The sequence below is a fragment of the Herbiconiux daphne genome, from assembly GCF_024979295.1.
GTDB lineage: Bacteria > Actinomycetota > Actinomycetes > Actinomycetales > Microbacteriaceae > Herbiconiux > Herbiconiux daphnes.
On record NZ_JANLCJ010000002.1, the window covers coordinates 543138 to 560828 of the forward strand.

19 protein-coding genes and 1 pseudogene are annotated in these 17691 nt (G+C 69.8%); 9 read left to right on the forward strand and 11 right to left on the reverse strand.

The features are described from left to right. Nucleotides 1–130: 130 nt before the first annotated feature. The 6 genes from N1032_RS08070 to N1032_RS08095 all read right to left on the reverse strand — a co-directional run bounded on the left by N1032_RS08070 (nucleotide 131) and on the right by N1032_RS08095 (nucleotide 7934). The gene (locus N1032_RS08070) at nucleotides 131–1423 is read right to left on the reverse strand and encodes a glycosyltransferase (RefSeq protein ID WP_259538511.1); all 1293 of its coding nucleotides are present in this window, start codon (nucleotides 1421–1423) and stop codon (nucleotides 131–133) included. After that, nucleotides 1420–4071, reverse strand: coding sequence for a glycoside hydrolase domain-containing protein (locus N1032_RS08075; RefSeq protein WP_259538512.1), 2652 nt, complete (start codon nucleotides 4069–4071; stop codon nucleotides 1420–1422). Before N1032_RS08075 ends, N1032_RS08070 begins: the two co-directional genes overlap by 4 nt. Before the next feature lie 216 nt (nucleotides 4072–4287). Then, a complete protein-coding gene (locus N1032_RS08080) occupies nucleotides 4288–4875 on the reverse strand; it encodes a hypothetical protein (protein WP_259538513.1) in 588 nt (195 codons plus the stop codon). Between the two features lie 12 nt (nucleotides 4876–4887). Then, entirely contained in the window at nucleotides 4888–5433 is a 546-nt protein-coding gene (locus tag N1032_RS08085) for a hypothetical protein (RefSeq protein ID WP_259538514.1), read from the reverse strand. Continuing rightward, complete coding sequence (locus N1032_RS08090) at nucleotides 5430–6629, reverse strand: hypothetical protein (RefSeq protein WP_259538515.1); 1200 nt, start codon at nucleotides 6627–6629, stop codon at nucleotides 5430–5432. The genes N1032_RS08085 and N1032_RS08090 overlap by 4 nt, the downstream gene beginning before the upstream one ends. A gap of 72 nt (nucleotides 6630–6701) precedes the next feature. Beyond that, nucleotides 6702–7934 carry an MFS transporter gene (locus N1032_RS08095; protein WP_259538516.1) on the reverse strand — a complete coding sequence of 411 codons (1233 nt, stop codon included), beginning with the start codon at nucleotides 7932–7934 and terminating at the stop codon, nucleotides 6702–6704. A gap of 91 nt (nucleotides 7935–8025) precedes the next feature. Between N1032_RS08095 and N1032_RS08100 the strand changes: the two genes are divergently transcribed. Then, entirely contained in the window at nucleotides 8026–8331 is a 306-nt protein-coding gene (locus N1032_RS08100; protein ID WP_259538517.1) for an ArsR/SmtB family transcription factor, read from the forward strand. A 33-nt stretch (nucleotides 8332–8364) separates the two neighbouring features. Here the strand turns inward: N1032_RS08100 and N1032_RS08105 are convergent, their stop codons facing one another. Further along, nucleotides 8365–8967 (reverse strand): cupin domain-containing protein, encoded by a 603-nt coding sequence (locus N1032_RS08105; protein WP_259538518.1) that lies wholly within the window; start codon nucleotides 8965–8967, stop codon nucleotides 8365–8367. 175 nt (nucleotides 8968–9142) lie between these two features. On the opposite strand from N1032_RS08105, the pseudogene N1032_RS08110 reads away from it, so the two are divergent. Both N1032_RS08110 and N1032_RS08115 read left to right on the forward strand, forming a co-directional pair. Next, nucleotides 9143–9463: pseudogene (locus N1032_RS08110) on the forward strand (ArsR/SmtB family transcription factor); the annotation flags it as partial. A gap of 119 nt (nucleotides 9464–9582) precedes the next feature. Beyond that, nucleotides 9583–10083 carry an SRPBCC family protein gene (locus N1032_RS08115; protein ID WP_259538519.1) on the forward strand — a complete coding sequence of 167 codons (501 nt, stop codon included), beginning with the start codon at nucleotides 9583–9585 and terminating at the stop codon, nucleotides 10081–10083. A 122-nt stretch (nucleotides 10084–10205) separates the two neighbouring features. On the opposite strand, the gene N1032_RS08120 is transcribed toward N1032_RS08115, so the two are convergent. Together N1032_RS08120 and N1032_RS08125 are read right to left on the reverse strand one after the other, a co-directional pair. After that, nucleotides 10206–10421 (reverse strand): hypothetical protein, encoded by a 216-nt coding sequence (locus N1032_RS08120; RefSeq protein ID WP_259538520.1) that lies wholly within the window; start codon nucleotides 10419–10421, stop codon nucleotides 10206–10208. A gap of 5 nt (nucleotides 10422–10426) precedes the next feature. Then, entirely contained in the window at nucleotides 10427–10630 is a 204-nt protein-coding gene (locus tag N1032_RS08125; RefSeq protein ID WP_259538521.1) for a hypothetical protein, read from the reverse strand. A 133-nt stretch (nucleotides 10631–10763) separates the two neighbouring features. Between N1032_RS08125 and N1032_RS08130 the strand changes: the two genes are divergently transcribed. Together N1032_RS08130 and N1032_RS08135 are read left to right on the forward strand one after the other, a co-directional pair. Continuing rightward, nucleotides 10764–12332 (forward strand): HNH endonuclease, encoded by a 1569-nt coding sequence (locus N1032_RS08130; RefSeq protein ID WP_259538522.1) that lies wholly within the window; start codon nucleotides 10764–10766, stop codon nucleotides 12330–12332. A 127-nt stretch (nucleotides 12333–12459) separates the two neighbouring features. Continuing rightward, on the forward strand, nucleotides 12460–12606 hold the full coding sequence (locus tag N1032_RS08135; RefSeq protein ID WP_259538523.1) for a hypothetical protein: 147 nt from the start codon (nucleotides 12460–12462) through the stop codon (nucleotides 12604–12606). A 226-nt stretch (nucleotides 12607–12832) separates the two neighbouring features. Here the strand turns inward: N1032_RS08135 and N1032_RS08140 are convergent, their stop codons facing one another. Beyond that, complete coding sequence (locus N1032_RS08140; RefSeq protein WP_259538524.1) at nucleotides 12833–13672, reverse strand: class II glutamine amidotransferase; 840 nt, start codon at nucleotides 13670–13672, stop codon at nucleotides 12833–12835. Nucleotides 13673–13775: 103 nt separating this feature from the next. Between N1032_RS08140 and N1032_RS08145 the strand changes: the two genes are divergently transcribed. Then, the gene (locus tag N1032_RS08145; RefSeq protein WP_259538525.1) at nucleotides 13776–14045 is read left to right on the forward strand and encodes a hypothetical protein; all 270 of its coding nucleotides are present in this window, start codon (nucleotides 13776–13778) and stop codon (nucleotides 14043–14045) included. A 218-nt stretch (nucleotides 14046–14263) separates the two neighbouring features. Here the strand turns inward: N1032_RS08145 and N1032_RS08150 are convergent, their stop codons facing one another. Continuing rightward, on the reverse strand, nucleotides 14264–16093 hold the full coding sequence (locus tag N1032_RS08150; protein WP_259538526.1) for an FAD-dependent oxidoreductase: 1830 nt from the start codon (nucleotides 16091–16093) through the stop codon (nucleotides 14264–14266). Between the two features lie 124 nt (nucleotides 16094–16217). Here N1032_RS08150 and N1032_RS08155 point away from each other — a divergent pair, with 124 nt between their 5' ends. From N1032_RS08155 to N1032_RS08165, 3 genes are read left to right on the forward strand one after another with little or no spacing between them, the layout of a single operon-like run. Next, nucleotides 16218–16523 (forward strand): hypothetical protein, encoded by a 306-nt coding sequence (locus N1032_RS08155; RefSeq protein ID WP_259538527.1) that lies wholly within the window; start codon nucleotides 16218–16220, stop codon nucleotides 16521–16523. 8 nt (nucleotides 16524–16531) lie between these two features. Next, nucleotides 16532–17332 carry a glycoside hydrolase family 16 protein gene (locus tag N1032_RS08160; RefSeq protein ID WP_259538528.1) on the forward strand — a complete coding sequence of 267 codons (801 nt, stop codon included), beginning with the start codon at nucleotides 16532–16534 and terminating at the stop codon, nucleotides 17330–17332. A gap of 24 nt (nucleotides 17333–17356) precedes the next feature. Then, nucleotides 17357–17671: a hypothetical protein gene (locus N1032_RS08165; protein WP_259538529.1), complete on the forward strand. Its 315-nt coding sequence runs from the start codon at nucleotides 17357–17359 to the stop codon at nucleotides 17669–17671. The last annotated feature ends 20 nt before the right edge of the window (nucleotides 17672–17691 follow it).

Here is a 17691-nt window from a genome sequence, read left to right on the forward strand (position 1 = left end):
CGATGACTCGAGTTCCGGCGGACCCCGGGTCCCGATATTTCGAGTCACCGCTGACTCCGGGGCCCTGTGACTCGGGTCCCGCCGACTCGGGGTCCCGTTAGCCAGGAGCCCCGGGCCAGTCTGCGCCCCGCTAGCTCAGCGCCCCCTCCGGGCGCGGGAAGCGCTCGAAGAGCTTGTCGAACACGGCGTGGCGATCGAACTGCAGGGCGTAGGCCCGAGCGTGTTCGGCGCGATCACGGCGCTCGGCGGGGGTGGTGTGCAGCACGGCCTCATCGATCGCATCGGCGATCGCGTCGGGTGCATCGACGGGAACGACGATGGCGTGGTCGCCGATCGCCTCGCCGATGCCACCGGTGAGGGTCGTGATGACGGGGCCACCCCCCGCGAGCATCTTCTCGGCGAGGGCGATGCCGAAGGTCTCGACGAACTCGGGGCGAGGCTTCGACGGCAGCACGAACGCGGCGCACCCGGCCATCAGGTAGGGCTTCTCGGCGTCGCCGACGTCGTCGAGAAAACGGATGCGCGACGCGAGCGGCGAGGCCGCGGCCAGTCCACGAAGTGCACCGGCCTGCGGCCCACGGCCCGCGATGATGAGGGGCATGTCGGTGGTTCGCCCGATCTCGCTGCGTTCGAAGCCGGCGATGAGGTCGTCGACACCCTTCGCATCGGTGAGGCGAGACAGGAACAGCAGGTAGCCGTCACGCTCGAGACCGCGCGCGGCGAGCAGGTCGTCGGTGGTGAGCTCGTCGAGATCGAGATAGGCGGCCGCATCGATCGCCGGGTAGGAGACGACGATGCGCTCGCGGCACTGCTCGGCGAACCGCGTGCCGTGCTGATCGTCGACCCGCTGAGCCTCGGAGATGATGAGGTCGCGCGTGTACTCCGACACCGCCACGCAGTGATCTTGACTGAGGTAGCTCGACAGGATGTGGGCGGCGGCCCCCAGCCGGCCCTCCTCCACTGCCGTGCGCACCACGTTGGTGACGTCGGACCCGACCGCCTCGGCGATGGTCGTGACGTTCACCGGCAGGCCGGTGCTCCACGCGGCGCGCATCGCGTCGGCCACCGCGATGGTGTGCGGGCTCAGGTAGAGAGAGAGGGCCACCGTGGGCACGCCGTCGGTGAAGAGCTCCACCAGGCGGCCGGTGATGCCGGCGACGTAACGGCCGTCGGGCACCTTGTAGTCGCCGACCGGCGCCGGCCGCTCGACGATGATGCCGGGGCTGTAGGGCAGCACCGAGTCGAGCGGCTTCAGCGGCAGGCCGGCCTGCTCGAGCTTCTCGATCGGCCAGGTGACGATGCGCACCTCGTCGAAGCCGCGCACCAACGCGGTCTCGGCGAGGTTGCGCGCCTCGACCGAATGCCCGCAGATGACCGGATCGGCTCGCACCACCACGACGAGACGGTTGCGGATCGCGTTCATGAGCTCTCTCCTGTTCGAGGCTGAGGGTCAGGGTCGGACGAACCCGATGGCGTCGGGCCCGATGGTGTCGGACCCGATGGTGTCGGGCCCGCCGGTGTCTGACGGGCTTCTGGCGGGTCTGCAGGCACCGGATCGTCGGCAACGAGCCGGCCCGGATCATCGGGCTCAAGCTCGAGTTCGAACCCGAGCGCCGGATCGTCGGCATCGGTGACCACCACCGACCCCTCCGGGGCCAGGTCGTCGTCGCCGATGTCGCTCTCGGTCTCGATCGAGGCCGCACGCTCGACCTGCGCGTCGACGGCCGCGGCATCCGTCGCCGCCGCGCTCGCATTCGTCGCTCCGGCATTCGTCGCTCCGGCATTCGTCGCACCGGCATTCGTCGCACCGGCATTCGTCGCACCCGCCGCCGGAGCCGAACCCGGCGAGCCCGGCGAGCCCGCCGACCCCACCGGCGCAGCCGGCCGCGTCGACGGCGGCACCTCGACCGAGCCCCACCCGCTCGGCTGCGGCCCGAGCGTCACCACGAGTTCTCCGCCGCGGTGGAACTCGTCGCCCCGCAGCCAGCTGCGCTCGAGCGGCACCCCGTTGAGTTCAACCGACTGCACGTATTGCACGGGGCCCCCGGCAATGGGCTCGACGAAGTCGCGCGTGCGAATGGCGAACGTGCCGTCGCCCACCGCGATCGTGGCTTCGGCGAACGACGGCGCGTTCACGAGGAAGATGTTCTGGCCCGCCACCGGGAACAGCCCCAGCGAAGCCCAGACGTACCACGAGCTGAGCCCGCCCGAGTCGTCGTTGCCGGGCAGCCCACCGCGACCCACGCCGAATTGCTGGTGCACCACGTTGTGCACGATCTCGGCGGTGCGATCGGGGCGACCGGCGTAGTGGTAGGCCCACGGCGCATCCATGTCGGGCTCGTTGTTGAGCCCCTCGAACCGGCCGAGGTTGTAGCCGGTGAGCAGCTCTTCGGCGCCGGGCTTGTTGCCCGGCTGGGTCACCGGCTCGGCCCCGTAGCCGAAGAACTCGTCGAGCTGCTGCACGAACCGCTCGCGCCCGCCGCTCACCTCGATGCGCCCCGCCATGTCGTGCAGCAGCCGGAACGAGTAGTTGTATCGGCTGCCCTCGTAGTAGGTCGAGTCTTTGAGCAACCCGGATGTCGCGTCGAAGGCGTTGGCCCACCGCTCGGCCAGCTCGTCGAACTGGGCCGCGAGCGCCTTGTCGCCGACGTGCCGCGCCACGTTCGCCGTGCACCAGTATCCGAAGGCCAGGTCGAGGGTGTGGCTGATCGGATGCGCCTCGCCCCGCAGCAGGAACTCCTCGCCGTAGGTGCGGCGCAGGTCGTCGGACATGTGCACGAGCGCCCAGTCCCAGTCGATGCCGGGCAGGCCCAGCTGGCACAGGTCGGCCAGGAAGGTGTGCGCGAGCGCACTTCCCTGCCGCGAGAACCGGTCGCCGCCGCGCGCCAGCCGGTAGCCGATGGGAAAGTTGCCCTCTTCTTCGCAGATGGTGAGCAGAGCGTTGGCGAGCTCGACGGCCCGCTCCGGCGCGAGGGCCGTGAGCAGCGGCAGCTGGGTGCGATAGATGTCCCACATCGTCGAGATGTCGAACGCGAACGGGCCGTCGGCCGGCCAGAACGGGCTCTCGGACTCGGCGAAGCTCGGCTTGATGAGCGAGTGGTAGAGCGCCGTGGTGAACACCGTGCGCCGATCGGCCGAGGGCGTGTCGACCGTGATCGTCTTGAGCTGCTTGCGCCAGGTCTTCTGGGTGCGCTCGCGACGCGCCTCGAACCGTGCGGGGCCGGGCCCGCAGTCGGCCCGCAGGTTGCGCTCGGCCTGCTCCACCCCGCGGAACGAGAACCCGATGCGCAGCTCGATGGTCTGCCCCGGCTCGCTCGGGCCTGCCCACATGAGCCCGAAGGGGCGCAGCGTCGTGGGGCGGATGTGATCGAAGTCGAGCCGGGTGCCGCCCGGCATCAGCCGCCGGTCGTACCACAGCATCTGGCGCCACTGCGGGGTGTCGCACTCGATGTGCACCGCTATCGGCGCCCCCTCGGCCACCACCACGCCGCTCGCGACCCCGGGCTCGATCGTCTCGAGGTGCGCGCGCAGCGGAATGGTCGAGCCGTAGGGAATGGCGAGCCCGCCGAGCGAGAAGTCGATCACGATGCGCGCGTTGGAGTGGCGCGGGAACGTGTAGCGGTGCACCGCGCTCTTCGGCCCCACGGTGATCTCGGCCGTGACCCCCGAGTCGAGGGTGGCGGAGTAGTAGCCGGGCTCCGCCTGCTCGTCGGTGACCTGCCAGGTGCGCCCGAGAACGTCGAGCGGCTCGACCATCGGCGTGACCCGGAAGTAGTTGTAGTACTTGCGGATGGCGCCGGTGCCCGACTGCTGGAAGTGCGAGAACCCCGACGCGAGCTGGGTGTCGTGGATGGTCGACGGCACGCCCTCGAGACTGAGGTCGTATTTGCCGTAACCCGTCGGGTAGGCGCCCGAATAGGCGCAGGCCGACACCATGCCGAGCGGATAGGTCGCCCCTGGATGCGTGTTGCCGATCTGCGGCTTCGGCCACCACCAGGTGGCCGCCAGACCCGTCGCCGGCGGCAGACTCGTGACCTCTGACCCGATGAAGGGGTCGACGGAGCCGTTCACGCACACACCGATTTCGGGATGCCGGCTTCGTGGGGCCTGCAGGTCATCGTCGGAGCGTAAGTTTCGCAGGCGGACAGCACATGAACCACCGGTGACGCCCCGGCAAACGGATGAGTCGCGATCATGCACACATCATGCCAGCCGGTTGTTTCAGGCTCGGGTCGGCGGCGCAGGTTGTGGATGGCGATCGCGAGACCGCTGGTTGTGGAGGAGAGATCAGGGCGGCGGCGCGGTCAGCAACGCCGCCCGCTCGATGAGATAGGGACCGAGTTCGGCCAGGGCATCGTCGCCGGCGCGCTTGTTCCAGCGCACGAACACCGTGTCGCCGCGCAGGCGCAGCACTCCGTCGCCGGCGCGCAGACTCGCGGCGTCGAGGGGCACGGCGACGGCGTCGTAGTTCACGGTGTCGCCCTCGTCGAACCGGCCGTTGAAGGCCGCGCGCCGATAGTCGCGGCGCTCCTCGGCGCGAGCCGACTGGTTGGTGACCCGGCCCGGCTCGACGGCCCGCGTCACCGCACCGATCTCGAACAGCCGACCCTGCGCATCCAGCAGCAGCACCCCGAGCCGCCAGACCCGCTCCACCGGCACCATCGCGGGCGATCGACGGATGCCCAGAATCGCGCGTCGCGCCTCGAACGACCCCAGAGCCTCGGTGCGGGCTCCGGATGCCTCGAGCGAGCGCACGACGGCGGCGAGCAGTTGCTGCAACCGCGCCTCGATCACCTCGTCGGAGTCGGATGCGGCCCGCCGCGACTCAGCTCCCGACCCCTCAGCCCCTGTACCCTCCGCCGGTTGCTCCGCCATACTGCGACCGTACTATCGCCGCCGGCTGCTGGCACTGCCCGGACGCAATCCTCCGATCCAGGTGAGCAGCACGATTCCGCCGATGCCGTGGGTCGATGCGAGCAGCACGATCGAGAGCGTCTGCGGGTCCGCGCCCACCAGCCCGATCCCGGCCGCCGCGACGACCGCGACCACGACGACGGAGCCCACCCCTGCCGCGGCCCACCGAGGCAGCCGCAGCGCCCAGCACGCGGCGACGACGCCGGCTACCACAAGCCCGATCACGAACCCCAGGAACACCCCGATCAGCAGCCCGACCTGCGACGCCACCAACGGGTAGTCGAACGATACGGGTGCGGCAGCCGACGCGCCGGTGAACACCAGGTCACCGAGCAGCACCGCCGCGGGGAACAGTGATCCGAGAACCGCGCCGATGAGCATGCCGCCCGGAACGGCGAGCATCGCGACCCGCGCGAGCGGCGGCAGCGACGCGGGCTGCGAATCACCCTTAGGGACAGACCACGGCCGGGGCCGGTGGCGCGCGCCGGAGTCGTCGCGCCACCCTGCCCCGTCGGTCATACGCCTCCGCCTCCACTGCTGCCGTTCGCGTTGTCGGCGACCCGCTGCCAGTAGAGCAGCCAGTTCGCGCCCGCGATGCGCGAGTTGATGATATTCAACGTCGGCCCGAGATCGCGCATGATCTTCGCGTGCACGTAGAGATGGAGGTATCCGCTCGGGTCGTTGTACCAGGAGAAGGTGATCAGCGAACCCGCCCCGTCGAAGTGCCCCGCCTGGGCGAGGAACTGCATCGCTCCCCCGTTCGCCGTCTGCATGCGCACGGGCGCGGCCAGGGCCTCGAGCGAGAACGGACTGGCGTTCAGCGGCAGGATCTGACCGTCGACCGGGTAGGTGCGCGGTGCCCCGCTGATCGGGAAGTAGCAGTTGAAGCAGCCACCGTGCAGCAACCGGTCGACCGCCGACTCCGACGCCGTCGGATGCACGGCGTGATAGCCCGGCAGGGTCGCCGAGAAGTCGTAGCTGTAGAACCAGACCGGGTCGATCAGCACGGGATAGACGGTGTCGTCGGCCAGCTCGACGTGCTGGGTGAGGGTGGAGCCGCTCCACGAGTACCCGGTCTCGAGCGGCTGCCCCGCCGAATCGATCGCCCACGGCGCCTCGACGGTGCCGATGTAGTGGAACGCGGCATCCGTCACGATCGTGTCACCACCCGGAATCGTGCGGGTGCTGCTGCCCTCGGGCAGGTCGAAACGGTAGGAGAAGTCGTCGCCGGCCGACGGCGACGCGATCGCGGTCATCAGGCGCACGCCGTTCATGATCGGCTGCACATAGGCCGCGGCCTGCGCCTCAGGGCCAGCCGTGAACGACGTGATGCCGTCGGACTGTCGCGCCTGGCCCCGGGCGTCGTCGATCGTGACGCCGACCGGCTGCCCGGTACCCTCGGTCTGCGCAGGAGACAGACGGATGCCGGCTGCCGCGTCGGCCGCGATGCCCGCGGTAAACGGCATCGCGCCGGTCTGCGCGGCGATCTCGGCCGTCTGAGCCTGGCCCGGAGGAACACTCGTCTGCCGCAAGAGCTCGGGCGCCAACCGCCCGAGGAGGGCGACGGGATCGGCGATGAGGGACTCCGGCGACCCGGAATCGGGCGTGGCTGCCGACGCGACCGCCGGCAGTTGGATGAACGCGCTCGCTGCGGTCGCAACCACGGCCAGTGCGGCAGAAAGAAGCCGCAGCTTGTGTCGATGGGAAATGGGCATCGAGAGGCCTTTCGTTGTGCTTGGCCGCCCCCGAGGTCCTACCGCGGGGTAAAGCCTATACACATGTGGCGTTTAATGCGCATGTGTTGCGAGGTTTTCTCGATTCGTGTCGCGGGGCCGCCTCGGGCCCACTCCGTTGCGTGCCAGAGCGCCGAGTTGGAAGACGACGAGCGCCAGCACCACGGCGGCCGCGGCGAACTCCGGCACCAGTTCTCCGCCCCCGATGCGCACGGCGGCCGCTCCGAGCGGCGGTGCGAGGGCGATGCCGGCGTACATCGCGGTGGAATACCACGAGAGCGCGATACCCGAGGTGGCGGGGTCGATCTCGATCAGGCGATGCTGGATCGGCAGCGTCGCGGCGTTCGCCGACGCACCCCAGACGGCGAACAGCACCGCGGTTCCGGCGAGACTGGTGGCGAACAGCGGCACGAGGGCGAGCGACAGCAGCTGCAGCGCGAGGAAGAACCCGGCCACGCGCCGGTTGCCGAACCGGTCGGTCAGCCGCCCGGCCACGACGTTGCCCGCGATGCCGGCCACGCCGAACACGAGCAGCAGGAAGGCCAGCAGCGAGGGCGACCCGCCGGTGACCGGCGCGGTCACCGTGGAGCTGAAGATGTAGACGGCGTTGAACCCGCAGACGAGCAGCAGCACGGCGCCGAGGGTGAGCAGGATGCGCGGGTCGGCGAGAATCGAGAATCGCCGCCGCACCGACACCGGCTCGCCCACCGGCACCCGCCGCACGAACAGGGCGATCGCTACCGCGACGATCGCGGCGAGGCCGGCCAGCCCGAGCAGCGGCTCGCGCCAGCCGCCGACCGCTGCGAGAGCGGTGCCGAGGGGAGCGCCGAATGCGGATGCGGCGGTGAATCCCACGGCGACGAACGCGATCGCCCGGCCTCGACGCGCTGCCGGCGCGAGTGAGGCGGCCGCCGCCGTGGCCGCGGGCACGAGGGCCGCGCCGCCCAGGGCGGCCACGAGGCGGCCGACGGTGAACACGGGCAGCGAAGGAGCGAGGGCCGCGATGAGGGTGCCCACGGCGACGAGGGCCATGCCCGTGGCCATGAAGATGGTGCGCGACATCCGGGTGAAGAGAATGGAGATGGCGGGGGCGGCTACAGCGACCACGATCGCGTAATAGCTGATGGAGTAGCTGACGTCGGCGGCCTGCACGCCGAGGGTGGAGGCGATCGACGGCAGCAGCCCCGCGATCACGAAAGCATTCGTCGCGACGACGAAGAGGCCGACCGCGAGGATGGCCAAGCGCGAGTACAGCCGATGCGCATATGATTGTTCGATGGTCGTCATACGATCACGATAGCATTAGTTCGATGTTTATCAAACTATTATTCGACCGTAACCCGTTCGGGTGAGATCGTCAAGAGGTGGTGACCGCAGCATGGGCAACGACTACCCCGTGCCCGACATGAACGACGTCGAGCTCGTGGAGGTGCTGCGTGCGCTGGCCGATCCGATCCGGCTCGACATCGTGAAGGTGCTCGCCGACGGCGAACCCCACCCGAAGAGCGCCACCGACTGGGGCTTCGACGTGCAGAAGTCGACGCTCGCCCATCACTTCAAGACGCTGCGGGAATCGGGCATCACCCGCACGATCGTCGACGGCCGCACCCACGCGATCCAGCTGCGGCGGGTCGAGCTCGACGACCGGTTCCCGGGGCTCATCGCGGCGCTCACGGCCGGCTGATCGGGGTCTTCAGGGCAATCGGCGCCTGACGGCTCAGCCGTCGCACTTCGACAGGTCGGTCTCGGCCAATGGCTCGCCCTCGGCGATGACGTAGGTCACGAGCAGCACCACCGGCTCGGTGCCGTCGTTCTTTCCCTCGTGCACGTAGTGCGCACCCTCGACGATCGACTCGCCGGCGTGGTAGACGTGCACCCCGTCGGGGTAGATCGGCGCGTAGTGGGTGAACACGCCGGATTCCACGACGGCGATCAGCTGGCCGTCGTGGCAGTGCGGCCCCGTGCCGGCGCCGGGCGCGATCGTGATGCGACGGAACGCCACCTGGGTCGGGCCCGCCACCTCGACGTCGACCGCATCGGGCTGGTCGCCCTTGCCGAGCTCTTCGACCGTCACGGGCTTGGGGGTGGCGGGCGCGGGCGCGGTCGCCGCGGGGTCGGCCGCTGGGTCGGCGGTGGGGCTCGGCGCAGCTGCGGCGGGAGTGGGCGTCGGGGTGGCCACGGGCGTGGATGTCGCCGCGGCCGCTGTGGCGGCATCCGTCGATTCGGTGCCGGTGGGCTGCGCGGCGCATCCGCCGATCATGAGGGCGAGCAGCAAGGCGGGCGACAACAGCACGGTGGTGACGGTGGGTCGGGACTTCACGATGAACCTCTTCGTTCGCGGGCCGGATGACGCGCGGAGCGGGTGCCCCGAGAACCCGTGATCATCGTGGCAGAGGCGGCTCAGCGGATGACGGCGGGTGGCACCCCCAATTCGGGGCGGCGGAGGCATCCGGAGGCCTTGTCAGATCGGTCGTGAGGGCGTAACATACAACCAAATGGTTGTACAAGAGTTGACTGAGCCCGAGGCGGATGCCGTCTTCCACGCGCTGGCGGATGCCACGCGTCGCGACATCGTTCGTCGAGCCGTGCGGCAGGAGTCGTCGATCTCGGCGCTCGCGGTGAGGTACGCGATGAGTTTCGCGGCCGTGCAGAAGCACGTCGCCGTGCTCGAGCGATCGGGGCTCATCGCCAAGGAGCGACGCGGAAAGGAGCAGATCGTGCGAGCGAACCTCGAGACCATCGCGCGGGCGAATCGCCTGCTCGGCGAGTTCGAGGCGATCTGGCGCGATCGGGCGAAGCGCATCGAGGATCTGCTCGAGGGCGATGGCGCTGAATTGGCTCCGGATGCCCCGAATGCTCCGGATGCTGTGCGTGCTGCGGATGCCCCGGATGCTCCGGTACAGCCCAGTGGATCGAACACGAAAGGACAGGAAGCATGACCGTCATCAGTTCGAAGAAAGACCCCGAGGCGCTGACCCTCACGTTCGTGGCGGAATTCGCCGCGCCACCGGAGCGCGTGTGGCAGATCTGGGAGGATCCGCGGCAGCTCGAGCGCTGGTGGGGCCCGCCGACCTGGCCCGCGACGTTCGACCGTCACGATTTCGTCGAGGGCGGCACGTCGTCGTACTACATGACCGGGCCCGAGGGCGACAAGGCGGGCGGATGGTGGCGCACGACCGCCATCGCGGCCCCGACCCGGCTCGAGTTCGACGACGGTTTCGCCGACGACACGGGCGAGCCGAACACCGAGCTCCCGGTCACGCACATGGTGGTGACGCTCGACTCCGTCGAGGGCGGAACCCGCATGACCACGGTGGCGAGCTTCGCGTCGCTCGACCAGCTCGAACAGATGGTCGGAATGGGCATGGAAGAGGGCATGGCGCTCGCGATGGGGCAGATCGACGAGCTGCTGGAGGGCGCGACGCAGCGTTCGTGAGCGGGTGCGTCTTCGGGAGCGCGGTCGGTGTGTTCGGCGCGCGGTCGCGGTGGGCGGCTGCGCGGGGTCGCGGTGGGCGGCGGCGCGGGGTCGCGGTGGGCGCCGGCGTTCCGGCGCCGCGCTCACCCCGGGTTGACGATGCCGAACAGGGCGAGTTCGGGGGTGTCGAAGCGGCCGAGCGGTTCGTCCGCGTCATCCGTGGCGAAGTAGTCGTCGCCCTCTTTGACGATGCGTCCGACGACGTGGCCCGAATCGGTCACCACCTGCCACTCGCTGCCCGAGGTCTGTTCGAGCACGACGTTGCGGGCGTCGCGGTCGAGGGGTCCGTTGTCGGTCATCGCCGTCACTCGGATTCGTTGACGGGATTGCCGTCGGGCCCGAAATCGGAGTCGATGTCGTAGGGGTCGTCGGCCGCGGCGGCGTTCGCGTCGACCGCGGTCGGGCCTGCCGGTGTGCTGTCGGCATCGGGGCTTGTGCCGGCATCACCGTCGATGTCGGTGTCGGTGTCGTTCGGGTCGTCTGCTCGGGCAGCGGAGTCGTCGCTCATGTCATTTCCAATCGGGCGTGGGACCACCGCGCGGCGCGATCGTCGACCTCTTCCACTATCCCCCGGAACGCGATCGTCGGCGCGCAGCACCGCCGACGACCCGATGTCGGTGGCTCCGTGTTGACTTATCCTCATGAAGCCGACGTTCACCCTCTCGCGCGACAGCGCGGTGCGATCACGACCCGTCGTGGCGCTGCCGACGCTGCACGAGCGCTTCGACGCCGCCATCCGGCGGGTCGCCGAGCACGAGCGCGCCATCTCCGGGCTCGAGGCCGCCCGCACCCGAGACCTCGCCGAGGCGGCCGGTCTCGCCGAGGCGATCGAGCGCGGCGAGTTGGGGCGTGCCTTGCGCGGCAACGAGCACGAGTGGGCCCGGCGCAAGCTGCTGTCGGAGATCGGATGCCTCACCCACCGTTCCGAGCGAACGCTGGCTCGGCTGCTCAACGAGAGCGAGGTGCTGGTCGCGAACCTGCCCGCGACCGTCGACGCGCTCGCATCCGGCGACATCTCCTATCAGCACGCGCGATCGATGGTGGCGCACGCCTCGACGCTTCCCGAGCTGGCGCGATCGGCCTTCGAACTCGCCACCCTCCCGGCCGCCCGCGAACTGACCGCGGCACGGTTCGACGACCGCGCGCGCCGACTACGTGAGCGGCTGCATCCGGAGTCCATCGTGGTGCGCACGGCAACCGCGCACGCGGAGCGATCGGTCTGGCTCGAACCCCAGTGCGACGGCATGGCCACGCTTCACCACCACCTCGCGGCGGCCGACGCGTTCGCCATCCACGACCTGATCGACCGCACCGCCCGCTCGTTGCGCGCCGACGACGAGCCCCGCACGCACGCGCAACTGTGCTCCGACGTGCTGGCCGACGCCGTGCTCGGTCGCGACGAGAAGGGTCGGCGGCTCAGCCCGACCGTCGTGGTGACGGTGCCCGCGGCCACCCTCGCGGGTGCGGCCGATGACCCGGGCGATCTGCACGGCTATGGTCCGATCGATCCTGCCACCGCCCGCAGGATCGCCGCTCATGCGCCCTCCTTCCTGCGAGCGCTGATCGACCCCGACACCGGCGAGACCCTCAGCGTCGGCCGACGGCGCTACCTTGCCCCCGCCGATCTGCGCACCGCATTGATGCTCGACGACGAGACCTGCCGCTTTCCGGGCTGTGGTCGCCGTGCCGCTCGTTGCGAACTCGATCACACGCTGGCGTGGGCCGAGGGCGGTGAGACGTCGGCAACGAATCTCGCGCACCTCTGCTCCCGTCACCATCACCTCAAGCACGAGGGAGGTTGGTCGGTCTCCCCCGCCGCCGGCACCCGTCGAGGCCTCGACTGGCGTTCCCCTCGCGGCAACATCTATCGCACCCTTCCCGAGGGCCGACGTCGCTCGACGGTCGCATCGGCTTCGCCACCCGCATCCGCACCCGCACCCGCGCCCGCGGCCCAGGGCGACCCGGACACCGCGCCCATCTCAGCCCCGCTCCCCGACACGGTGCCGGCGCCTCCACCGCCGTCTGGCGGGCCACACTCGACCGCCCCTCACTCTCCGACCGACCCACCTCGGTCGGCCCCGACGCGCCCTGCGACCGACTGGCCTCGATCGTTAGCCACCCACCCGGTGCCCCCATCGTCTCGAGATGATCACGGTGAGCTCGCACGTTCAGTCCCTCACCCGGAGGCTGACGATCCACCACCGTTCTAGAGCTCCGCCACCGTTCTTCGAGCATCGCCGATCGTGCGTGCCCTCGCGCCGTGGCGCCCACGTGCTCAAACCAGCGCCTCGCCACTGGGTCGTTTCGTCGACGGAGCGCCGAGGTTATCCTGGAGCCATGAAGGATTCCCAGAAACCAGCGCGACGCGACCCCGATGTCGGCGCCGGAGAAGAAGTCGACTCCTTCGATCGCGATCTCGAGGCGAAGATCCACATGTACATCGCCGCGGCGACCCCGACCGAAGGTCCGGCTCCCGCGGGCTGAAGCCTCGCGACCGTTCCACCCACGCCGCGCCTTCAGTCGCGCCCGCAGATCGCGAATGCGATCGGCCACCGCACGGCCTGTGGATTACGCTAAGCCCTCTAACTCACCAAGGCGCAGGCCGCAGAACGCCGTGCACTGTGCGGCATCGCCTTGCCGCAGCGCGTTGCCGCGCATCCCGCCGAACTGCGACGCCGCAGCACTGGCCCCGCGACGCCGCTCCCCGCCCTCACGCCGCCCGCAAAAACGCCTCCTGCCGATACCCGTCGCGATCGAGCACCGACACGGTCGACTCCGGCACCTCGATGAAGGCGCCCGGCAGGTCGCTCAGCGGCTCCGACACGATCACACGCGCACCCGCGTCGAAGATGCGCAGCCGGTCGAGATCCGGATACGTCGCCTGCAGCGTCTCCATGTCCTCCGAATGGAACAGCGTGCGCGACGCGTGCGCCGTCGAATACCGGAACGCCCAGATCGTCATCCCGTTCGACACCGCGAACGTCCCCTGCACCGGATTCGGCACACTGAGGGCGGCACCGATCCGCTCCACCTCGCGAATAGCCCGCGCCATCGCGGCGATCGGATCGACCTTCAATCCATACGTGAGCGCTAGGTAGAACAGTGCCTCCGAGTCGGTCGTGCCCCGGATTGACGAGAACAACGCCGGATCCACCTCCAGCAGCATGTCGCGCCTCATCAAGTCGAACTGTCGCAGCGCACCGTTGTGCATGAACATCCAGTTCTCGTGCCGAAACGGGTGACAGTTCGTCTGCTGAATCGGCGGTCCAGCGGCCGCCCGCACGTGCGCGAAGAACAGCGGGCTCTCGATCGACTGGGCGATCTCCCTCAGATTCTCGTCGTACCACGCCGGTTCGATGCTCCGGAACAGGGCGGGCGCCGAGCCCGGCACGTCCCGCTCGGGATACCAGCCCAGACCGAAGCCATCACCATTGACCGTCTCTTTGCCGAGCGGCGAATTGAGCGACTGCGCCACCAGCGAATGCTGCGTCTCGAGCACCAGAGTCGACGGCGTCAGCGCCTCCCCCGAATAGGCCAGCCAGCGACACATCCTGCACCTCCTCGCAGGCACCGGATGCCTGCATCGGCTTCACTTGCGACGACCCTACGCCGATGCGCGCGGGAGCACAGCCGGGCCGGGGTAGCCTCGGTGCATGGCGGTGCATCGAATCGTGATCGAGCTCGAGATCGACGTGGAGAACGAAGACGCGTTCAAAGACGCTCAGATCGTCGACATGGATCCGCGATCGATGGCGCTCTCGGATGCCGACGACGAATCCGTCACCCGCATGGTGACCGCCGCCGTGCTCTTCGACGTGCACTGGCGGCGCCGCGGCATGAACCCGACACTGAAGTCGAGCGGATGGCGCGTGCGCGGTGTCGACGGCGGCTACGTCGAGCACGTGCTTCCCGCCGACAGCTGAGCAACCGCGCTGGGCGGCCGCACTGAGCAAGCCGCACCGAGTAACCGTGCTGGGCAACCGCACTGAGCAAGCCGCACTCAGCATCCCCACTGAGCAACCGCGCTGAGTGAGCGCACCGTGCAGGCGAACCGAACCTGAACAGATGCGCCCACGGGACGGCCACGCGACAAACCCCCGGCACCCCCACTGCCGCCCGCGAAGACCTGCACTCCGACCCCTCAGCGCCGCCCGAGGTGCTCATGCACCGACGAGATCACGACCGACCCCTCGCCTACCGCCGACGCCACCCGCTTCACCGACCCCCGTCGCACGTCTCCCACCGCGAACAACCCCGGCACCGACGACTCCAGCGGCGCGGGCGGCTCGTCGCGCGCCCAGGCCCGGCGCCCGCCCTCCACCACCACCTCGTGCCCGGTGATCACCGATCCCCATTGGTCGCGCAGCACCTCGTCGGGCAGCCACTCCGTGTGCGGCCGCGCTCCGATCGTGATGAAGAGCGCCTGGCAGGGCACCGCCACGCTCGACCCGTCGGCATGCTGCAGCACGATGCTCTCGAGCAGCGGCTCCGCCGGAGGCGCCGCCGCTTCCGCGCCCACCACGCGTGACCGGGTGATGATCGCGACCCCGCCCGCCGCCAGCTCGTCGACGAGGTACTGCGACATGCTCTCCGCCAGGGTCGACCCCCGCACGACGAGGGCCACGGATGCCGCATACCGACTGAGGTGCAACGCCGCCTGCCCCGCCGAATTGCCGCCTCCCACCACGACCACAGCCTTGCCCTGCTGGGCCTTCGCCTCGACGGCCGTCGCGCCGTAGAACACCGACACCCCGACGAACGGCGCCAGCTGCGGCACCGCCAGCCGCCGGTAGGTGACACCGCTCGCGACCACGACCGCCCCGGCCCGCACCCGCGCCTCGTCTCCGATCTCCACAGCGAACCCGTCGTCGACGACGGCGAGCCCCGTTGCCCTCCTGGCGTGCGCGAACCGGGCCCCGAAGGCCCACGCCTGTTGGTAGGCGCGTTGCGCGAGGTCGGCTCCCGACGTGCCGCGCGGAAAACCGAGATAGTTGCGAATGAGCGAGCTCGAACCCGCCTGCCCACCGATCGACTCCGCCTCGAGCACGAGGGTGCTGAGCCCTTCCGACGCTGCGTAGACGGCGGCGGCGAGCCCGCCCGGACCGGCCCCGATGACGACGAGGTCGACCGCCGCTCGAGGCAGGTCGGTCGTGAGTCCATAGGCGGAGGCGAGGGTGGCGTCATCCGGATCGGAGAGCAGCCGGCCGTCGGGCAGCCGTACCGCCGGCAAGGTGAGGTCGGCGCGGTCGGGACCGGCGCCGAGTTCGACGGCACGCTCCGACGCCGGTGCCACGAGCTCGGCACCGGCACCGCCCCGGGTGAGCAGGATGCGCAGGGCATGCGTGCGCGGCAGAGCGCTGTCGCCGATCACAGCGAAGCCGGTCTGGGCACGACCGGCGGCCCTCTCCCAATCGAGCAGCAGATCGGTGACACCGCGGTGGAACGACTCGTCGGGGTCGCGCGACGGCACCACGAGGTAGTAGTCGATCATGGTGCGGGCCATCAGCTGCGAGACGGTCTCCGCCGTCTCGGGCAGCGCCCACGACCCCCAATCTATGAGCAGCAGACGGCGCACGTCGGGAAACAGGGCGCGCGCGTGCACGAACAGCGGGTCGTCGCCGGAATCCCGATCGGGAGCCGCAGCCCCAGGGCGTGATGGCACAGCGCTTGCCGCCTCGGGGTCTGGCATCACCGGGTCGGCAGCGGAGCGGCGCGCGATCACGAGGGCGATCTCCCGCGCGGTGTGGGGCGGTCGAGCTCCGCGCGCTCGGTCATCGGCACCAGCGGAGGTGACGAACTCGTCGGTGTCCCCAGACGCGAGGGCGGTCACCAGGTCGTGCGCTCGATCGAGATCGGGCTCGTCGAACACGTCGTAGTCGGCACCGTACCGCCGTCTCAACTGCTCCAGCACCGTCGTGCGGGCGGGCTCGTCGGGCACCGACACCAGAATGCCGGCTCGCGCACGCACCATCTCGACCTCGTCTCGCCCGAGAACACGCACCCGCGGCGTTCGGGCCGACGGAGCGGTTCGGCGGCGATGTTACTCGCCGCCGAACCGCCTGACCAGATCGGGAGTCTCTCGACCGCGTCCCTAGTTGTCCACAGGTCGCAACCCGACTATTGCTCATCATCCGCCCTGCCTGTTACGGTCGACACGCACGTGGGGACGGGCAGCGGTCGACACTCCGGAGCTCCACCTGATCACCCTCGCCACCCCGCTCGCCACCCCGCATTCCGCACCGCAGACGATCGCCGCCCTCGCCCTGGTGCTGCTGCCGATCGTCATCGTGTCCGCCGTCATCAACCTTCGATTACGTCTACTCCGCGAGCGCGCGCGACAGCTCCGGATGCCGCGGCACGACCATCACCGCGACCCCTCGAGCACACCCCGACCTGGTTGACTGTGGCCATGCAGTACGTGTATCCGAGCATGCGAAGCGGTAACTGGTCCGCGGAAGACCTGCGCGACGATTTCCCGGGTCCCGCGCTCGACGCTGCCCGCTGGGTCGACCACTACCTGCCGCAGTGGACGACTCCCGAGCGCTCCGCCGCCCGCTACGACTTCACCGACGGCGGTCTGCAGCTGCGTATCGACGCCGACCAGCCCGCGTGGCGCGACGAAGACGGCCCGTTCCGCGTGTCGAACATTCAGACCGGAACGTTTTCCGGACCGGTCGGCTCCGACGTGGGCACTCACCGCCACACAGACGGGCTCACCGTGCGCACCGAGGTCGCGACATCCGCCCTGTGGACGCCGTCGGGCGGGGGTTACGCCGAGGCGACGGTGCGGGCGACCGACGACCCCACGTGCATGCTCGGGATCTGGCTGGTCGGGTTCGAGCAATCCGGGCCCGACGACTCGGGCGAGATCTGCATCGCCGAGCTCTTCGGCAGTGCCATCGGGCGAGATCGATCGACAGTGCGGCTCGGCGTGAAGGCGCACCACGACCCGCGTCTGCGCACGGAGGTCACCGATCTCGAGCTGCCCATCGATGCCACCGGCGCCCACACCTATGGCGCCGGCTGGACGGCCGACTGGATCGAGTTCGTGATCGACGGTCGGGTCGCACGAAGGGTGACCCAGGGCATCCGCTATCCGTTGCAGCTGATGATCGACCTGTTCGAGTTCCCGACCGGCGATGCGCGACCGGCCGACGCCTACCCGAAGACCGCACTCGTGCAGTCGGCGCGCGGCTACCGCCGTCGTTAGCCTCGGCTGCCTTCTCGGTCGGCCATGACGGCGTTCCGCGATCTCGACGACAGCGCCGCGAGCACCGAACGCGACGACAGCAGGGCGACGACGCCGAGGAACGACCCGATCGAGACCACGGATGCCGCCGACCCGATCGATCCCACCGAGAACGCCGACCCCACGCTCCCGATCGAACAGAACGATCCGACGCTGCCGATCGAGAGCACGGATGCGCGCGACCCGATCGAGAGCACCGAGTTCGTCGACCGGATCGAGAGTCTCGACCCGCGAGACCCGTGTGCCGACACCCGTCTCTTCACCGCGCCGCGCGTAGACCTCGTCATGGGCCGAGCGTAATCCCGACACCTCTCGCGGGC